Annotated in this window: 5 protein-coding genes; 4 read left to right on the forward strand and 1 reads right to left on the reverse strand. The window is 59.9% G+C overall.

Annotation, left to right across the window (positions count from 1 at the left end):
• Positions 1-152: 152 nt before the first annotated feature.
• Complete coding sequence (locus tag WCG50_RS16450) at positions 153-578, forward strand: rhodanese-like domain-containing protein (RefSeq protein WP_336900679.1); 426 nt, start codon at positions 153-155, stop codon at positions 576-578.
• Positions 579-621: 43 nt separating this feature from the next.
• A complete protein-coding gene (locus tag WCG50_RS16455) occupies positions 622-1,281 on the forward strand; it encodes an HAD family phosphatase (RefSeq protein ID WP_336900680.1) in 660 nt (219 codons plus the stop codon).
• Positions 1,282-1,863: 582 nt separating this feature from the next.
• Here the strand turns inward: WCG50_RS16455 and WCG50_RS16460 are convergent.
• Complete coding sequence (locus WCG50_RS16460) at positions 1,864-2,922, reverse strand: AraC family transcriptional regulator (protein WP_336900681.1); 1,059 nt, start codon at positions 2,920-2,922, stop codon at positions 1,864-1,866.
• 124 nt (positions 2,923-3,046) lie between these two features.
• Between WCG50_RS16460 and WCG50_RS16465 the strand changes: the two genes are divergently transcribed.
• Complete coding sequence (locus tag WCG50_RS16465) at positions 3,047-4,783, forward strand: AMP-binding protein (protein WP_336900682.1); 1,737 nt, start codon at positions 3,047-3,049, stop codon at positions 4,781-4,783.
• A 10-nt stretch (positions 4,784-4,793) separates the two neighbouring features.
• Positions 4,794-6,153, forward strand: a 1,360-nt coding sequence (locus tag WCG50_RS16470) for a carboxyl transferase domain-containing protein (RefSeq protein WP_336900683.1), incomplete at its 3' end; no start/stop codon positions are given.

Consider the following 6,153-nt stretch of genomic DNA (forward strand, 5'->3'; position numbering starts at 1 on the left):
TCTTTGCCCGGCTCTATGGGCTGAGCCCGGCGCAAAGCGGGCAGGTGTTTGCGGGGGTGGCGCCGAAAGACTTTGGTTTGTTGTAGATTAAATCGGTACATGACGGCATCTGGATAGACTTGAAGCTTCCAACATTCAGCAAAGCGACCAAAATGCCCATCACCAAAAACTGTCAGCAACTCGTGGCCGAAGCCACGGCTCAAATCACCACCTACACCGTTGAGCAAGTGCTGCCCCGCATGAACGATGCCTCGGTGCAAATTGTGGATATTCGCGACCCGCGCGAGCTGGAGCGCGACGGCACGGTGGTCGGTGCTTATCCGGCGCCGCGCGGCATGCTGGAGTTTTGGGTGGACCCCGGCTCGCCGTACCACAAGGCTTTGTTTGCCGATGAATCCAAAGAGTTCATCCTTTACTGCGGTGCTGGCTGGCGCAGCGCGCTGGCGGCTAAAACGTTGCAAGACATGGGCATGACCAATGTGGCGCACATCGAGGGCGGTTACGCCGCCTGGGTCAAAGCGGGCGCGCCGACCGAAACGCTGGCCCAGCAAAAAGCCCGCCGACAACCCAAAGTTTAAGCCTAATTGACCTCTAGCCCCCGTCTTGTCTGCGTGAGTAGCTATGAAATTTGAAGCAATTTTGTTTGACTGTGATGGCGTGCTGGTGGACAGCGAGCCCATCACCAACGGCGTGCTGCGCGACATGCTGGAGGAAAGTGGCTGGACCCTGAGCGCGGCCGAATGCATGCGTTTCTTTGTGGGCAAAGCGGTGCGCGACGAGCGCGCCACCATCGAGCGGCGCACCGGCCAGCCTTTGACCGAGGCCTGGATGCAGCGCTTTTACGAGCGCCGCAATCTGGAACTCGACACCCGGCTGGAGATCATTGCCGGGGCGCACGCGGCGGTGCGGGCGGCGTTTGACCACACCGGGCAGCGCATTACCTGCGCCTCGGGGGCGGACCGATTCAAGGTAGAAATGCAGTTGACCAAGGTCGGATTGATGGACTTCTTTGCTGGCAATATTTTCAGCGGCCACGAGTTGCCGCGCTCCAAACCGGCGCCCGATGTCTATCTGGCTGCCGCCCGGCATCTGAACGCGGCTCCGCAGCGCTGTCTGGTGATTGAGGATTCGGCCATTGGCGTGACGGCTGGCGTGGCCTCCGGCGCCACGGTGTGGGCGTATTGCCCAGAACCCGAGCAGGGCACCGCGCTGCTGCAGGCCGGTGCCAATCACTTGTTCGCAGATATGGCCGAGTTGCCCCAATTGCTGGCTTTGGTCTGAGCTTGGCAAGCGTCTTTTGCAACTGTCTGCACCAGAGTTGCAAACGGCTGCCTGTTTGACAGGCATCGGGCTGCAGGCCGCGCCAAATAAGGCTTTGGGCAGCTTGTTCTGGTAGCGGTGAACAAAGTTATCCACATAATTTGTGGATGGAGCTCAGTCACTTCATTGGCCTGTGCACAACCAAGCTTGCCGTGGCAATTTTTATTTTTTTTAGGTTGAAAATTTGATTTCAAAGGATATTTTTTTCTGTTTGTGGTGTAAGGATTGTTCTCTTTTTAGCTTGAAAACAAGACTTGTCAAGACTGCCTATTAAATAGGCAATGCGTTGCAGGCCACGCCAGCTAAGGCTCCGGCGGGTTTTCCTTGTGTTGTTCCACACAGTTATCCACAGAAGTTGTGGAGTCAGTTTATTTTCAGCCTGAAATCGATATTTGCTGACACTGCCTGTTTGGCAGGCACCGTGCTGCAAGCCGCGTCGGCAATGGGTTTGCAGGGGTTGTCCGGGGGCTGGTACACAAAGTTATCCACAAAATTTGGGGAGTGACGCTGACAAAGTTTGTGTTAGGCCCTAAAACCCCGAAATCACGAAAGTGGCGTTCCCAATCGCCTGAACTCGGCGGGCGACTCGCCGGTCCAATTGCGGAACGCGCGAATGAAGCTTTTCTCGTTCATGAAGCCTGCCGCTTGCGCCACTTGCTTAATTGGCCGGTCGGTGCGTAGCAGCAATTCCAGCGCCCGACTCTTGCGCACCTCGTCTTTCAGCGCCTGCAGCGAGGCGCCTTCGTCCTTAAGTTGGCGGTGCAGCGTGCGTGGCGACATATTCAGGAGTGCGGCCAGGTCGTCGGCGTTGTGGGTTTGTGACGGATGGGCAGTGAGCGCCTGTCGCACGCGTTGCACCAGCAGTCGGTCGCGCCGGTACTGCAGCACGGTCAGGGGCAGGGCGTGTTGCAGCATGTGCTGCAAGGCGGCTTCGTCGCGGCGCAAAGGCAGGGCCAGGTAACGGGCATCAAAGCAAATATGGGCGGACATCGCCTCAAACGTGGTGGGGCCAGAAAATAGCACGCCATAGACCGCCGCATGCGCCGGGGCAGCGTAGGGAAACTGGGCGTTGTGCAGCGGAATGCGCGAGTCAATCAGCCAGCACGCCACGCCCAGCAGGTTGCGCAGCACCGAGACCAGACAAAACTCGCGCAAGGCGCCCAAATCGCGTTGCTCAGTGAGCGTCACCGTCGCCAGCTCCCCTGTCACGCTGAGGCGTAGCGTGATGTCATCAGCAATCAGCCCGTGGTGCCGACACCAGCGCTGCAAGGCCACGCCCAAGTTGGGCGCGCTGATAGAAGCGCGCGCCAGCATGCCGTAGCTGCCCCAGGGCAGGCGGCGGCTGAACCAGCCCAGCGCTTCGTCGTCCAGTTCGCGCATGGCCGCACCCGAGATCGCTTCAAATTGCAGAGCGGTAATGCGGGACTGCGGCTGGTCAAGAAGTTCTGGCGCAATCTGTGCCTGTCGCAGCGCCTCGTCCGGGTTGCGCCCGTAACGCTGGTAAGCCATCAAAATGGCGTGGACAAAAGCGATAGGCGTAACAGCCGCACTGGCCGACTTGCCGCTGGCTTGGTTTGAGGGAGATGAGCTAAGGGTAAACACAGCCCCTACTGTGCCCCAGCTTGGCAGAATATGCAACCTCAGTGACCGTCGCTCAGCGGCGTACACGCCTATGCTCCCTCATTAGATTTCATCCTGAACCCGTGACCATTTCTGGACAAACCACATGACCCCCAGCCCGTTGAGCCCCGTGACCGACACCGTTCTGACCGCCAGTTTGTCCCGTGGGGCCACCGATCAACCCCTGATCGAGCAGACGCTGGGGGCGTACTTTGATGCCATGGTCACGCGCCAACCTGAGCATGAAGCGCTGGTCAGCGCCCACCAGCACCTGCGCTACACCTACCGCGAACTGCAAACCGCCAGCAACCAACTCGCCAGCGCCTTGCTGGGGCTGGGCTTGAAGCCGGGCGAACGTGTCGGTATCTGGTCCCACAACAACGCGCAGTGGTTGTTGATGCAACTCGCCACGGCCAAGGTCGGCCTGATTCTGGTGAATATCAATCCTGCTTACCGAGTGGCCGAACTGGAATACGCCCTGAACAAAGTGGCGTGCAAGGTGTTGGTGACGATGGCGCGTTTCAAGACCAGCGACTATGTGGGCATGCTGCGCGAGTTGGCGCCTGAGTTGAATAGCGCCTGGCTGGGTGACTTGCAATCGGTACGCCTGCCCTATTTGCGCACCGTGGTGTGGCTCGATGAGCCGGGCCAAGTAGCGGAGGAGGCTGGCCTGCTGCGTTTTTCTACCCTGCTGGCAAGCGGCGATGCCGCTGACCCGCGTGTGGCGTCAACGGCCAAACTGCTGCACCATACCGACCCGATCAACATCCAGTTCACCAGCGGTACCACCGGCTTCCCCAAAGGCGCCACGCTGACACACCGCAATATTTTGAACAACGGTTTCTTTATTGGCGAAGCCATGAAGCTCACGCCCGCTGACCGCTTGTGCATTCCGGTGCCGCTGTACCACTGCTTTGGCATGGTGCTGGGCAACCTGGCCTGCCTCACGCATGGCGCCACCATCGTCTATCCGAACGATGGTTTTGAGCCTTTAAGCGTGCTGCAAACCGTGCAGGATGAGAAATGCACCGGGCTGCATGGCGTGCCGACCATGTTCATTGCCGAATTGGACCATCCGCGCTTCAAGGAGTTTGATCTCTCCAGCCTGCGCACCGGCATCATGGCCGGCTCGCCGTGCCCGATCGAGGTCATGAAGCGCGTGGTGAGCGAGATGCACATGAGCGAGGTCACCATCGCCTACGGCATGACCGAAACCAGCCCGGTGAGCTGCCAGAGCACGACCACCACGCCGCTGGAAAAACGGGTCGCCTCGGTCGGCCTGGTGCAGCCGCATTTGCAGGTCAAAATGATTGACCCTGAAACCGGGGCCATTGTGGCGCCGGGGGTGGCGGGCGAGTTGTGCACGCGCGGCTACTCGGTCATGCACAGCTACTGGGAAGAGCCCAACCGCACCGCCGAGGCGATTGACGCCGAGGGCTGGATGCACACCGGCGACCTGGCGACGATGGACGCGCAGGGCTACGTGAACATCGTCGGGCGCATCAAGGACATGGTGATTCGTGGCGGTGAAAACATTTATCCGCGCGAGATCGAGGAATTCCTGTACCGCATCCCCCAGATTCAGGACGTGCAGGTGGTGGGGATTCCTGATACCAAATTTGGCGAAGAACTGTGCGCCTGGATCGTGCTGAAGCCGGGCCAGAGCCTGACCGAAGACGAGGTGCGCGCCTTTTGCAAGGGCCAGATTGCGCACTACAAGGTGCCGCGCCACATCCGTTTCGTGTCAGCGTTCCCGATGACCGTGACCGGCAAGATCCAGAAATTCAAAATCCGTGAAGAAATGAAATTGCAGCTGGGACTGCACGAAGACAAAACCGCCTGAAAGAAGACCTATGCCTATTCTTGAAACCAAACTCAACGCCCGCTCTGCGGATTTCCAGGCCAACGCGGCTGCCATGCGCGGCCTGGTCACCGACCTGAACGCCCAGATCGCCAAGGTCGCCCAAGGGGGCGGAGACGCTGCCCGCGCCAAGCACACCGGGCGCGGAAAGTTGCTGCCACGGGACCGCGTGCAAATGCTGCTTGACCCCGGCACGCCGTTTCTGGAGTTGTCGCCACTCGCGGCGATGGGGCTGTACCCGGACCGCGATGGGTCTGACAGCGCGCCGAGCGCCGGGCTGATCGCTGGCATTGGCCGGGTCAGTGGCGTGGACTGCATGATCGTGTGCAACGACGCCACGGTCAAAGGCGGCACCTATTACCCGATGACCGTCAAAAAGCATTTGCGGGCGCAAGAAGTGGCGCAGCAAAACCGCCTGCCGTGCATTTATCTGGTGGACTCGGGCGGTGCCAACTTGCCGAACCAGGACGAAGTGTTCCCCGACCGCGACCACTTCGGTCGCATCTTCTTCAACCAGGCCAGCATGAGCGCCGAGGGCATCGCGCAAATTGCGGTGGTGATGGGCAGTTGCACGGCCGGCGGCGCTTATGTGCCCGCCATGAGCGACGAGGCCATCATCGTCAAGAACCAGGGCACCATCTTTTTGGGCGGACCTCCGCTGGTGAAGGCGGCTACCGGCGAGGTCGTGACGGCTGAAGACCTGGGCGGCGGTGATGTGCACACGCGCCTCTCGGGTGTCGCCGATCACTTGGCCATGAACGATTTGCACGCACTGGCGCTGGCCCGGCAAGCGGTTGCGCATTTGAATCAAAAGAAGCCTCTAGCCCCCGCGCTGCTTGCGGTAGTAGCTCCTAAGTTTGTAGCAGAAGAGTTGTATGGTGTGATTCCGACCGACACCCGCAAGCCTTTCGATGTGCGCGAGATCATTGCCCGCATCGTCGATGGCAGTGATTTTCATGAGTTCAAGCCCCGCTTTGGCACCACGCTGGTGACCGGGTTTGCGCACATTGAAGGCATGCCGGTGGGCATCATTGCCAACAACGGTATTTTGTTCAGCGAGTCGGCGCTCAAGGGCGCGCACTTTATCGAGCTGTGCTGCCAGCGCAAGATTCCGCTGGTGTTTTTGCAGAACATCACCGGCTTCATGGTTGGGCGCAAGTACGAAAACGAAGGCATTGCCCGCAACGGCGCCAAGATGGTCACCGCGGTGGCGACCGCTGCGGTGCCCAAATTCACCATCATCATTGGCGGCAGTTTTGGCGCCGGCAACTACGGCATGTGCGGCCGGGCTTTCAGTCCGCGCTTTTTGTGGATGTGGCCGAATGCCCGCATCTCGGTCATGGGCGGCGAAC

The sequence above is a fragment of the Rhodoferax sp. genome (genome assembly GCF_037143375.1).
GTDB lineage: Bacteria > Pseudomonadota > Gammaproteobacteria > Burkholderiales > Burkholderiaceae_C > Rhodoferax.

What these genes read in the sequence shown, in the direction of transcription:
- WCG50_RS16450 (WP_336900679.1), top strand. Translation starts at nt 153, where the DNA reads ATGCCCATCACCAAAAACTGTCAGCAACTCGTGGCCGAAGCCACGGCT.
- WCG50_RS16455 (WP_336900680.1), top strand. Translation starts at nt 622, where the DNA reads ATGAAATTTGAAGCAATTTTGTTTGACTGTGATGGCGTGCTGGTGGAC.
- WCG50_RS16465 (WP_336900682.1), top strand. Translation starts at nt 3,047, where the DNA reads ATGACCCCCAGCCCGTTGAGCCCCGTGACCGACACCGTTCTGACCGCC.